At 61.6% G+C, this 370-nt stretch carries 1 protein-coding gene; it reads right to left on the bottom strand.

Annotated features, from left to right (window positions below):
* The coding region (locus tag AAC854_RS23305; RefSeq protein ID WP_340619157.1) for a hypothetical protein at window positions 1-228 on the bottom strand (228 nt) is incomplete at its 3' end.
* Window positions 229-370: the final 142 nt, after the last annotated feature.

The following is a 370-nucleotide window of genomic DNA, read 5'->3' as shown; positions in this document are numbered from 1 at the left end:
GGCAAAAAACTCCGTGTTACGCCCGGCACGCTGGGCAGTCAGTTGCCCCATCAGGGCATGGGCCTGGCGCAGGATAAAGCCTTTATCTGACTGGCGGTGCCACTCCTGCCCCTCTTCATCCCGTTCAAGGCTGAGGGTATGCTCACCGCTTATCCTGAGCCGTTTCAGTTCTCCGGCCTTGTTGACCCCCGTCTCCGTCTGCCATTCCTGCCCGTCCTGCACCAGCACGGTGCGCTGATGGGTAAAGGTATCCGGGTACTCATGGCTGATTTGCCCGTACGCCTGATACTCCTTTACCCGCCGCCCCTGCCTGTCATATTCAAAGCGCAGCGGGAGGGTGCCCGGTGTCGCCACTTCCAGCAGCCGCCCC

The sequence above is a fragment of the Xenorhabdus entomophaga genome (assembly GCF_037996725.1).
GTDB classification, from domain to species: Bacteria; Pseudomonadota; Gammaproteobacteria; order Enterobacterales; family Enterobacteriaceae; genus Xenorhabdus; species Xenorhabdus khoisanae.
Note: the sequence above shows the minus strand (reverse complement) of the source record. Positions and strands in the feature narration are given on the sequence as shown.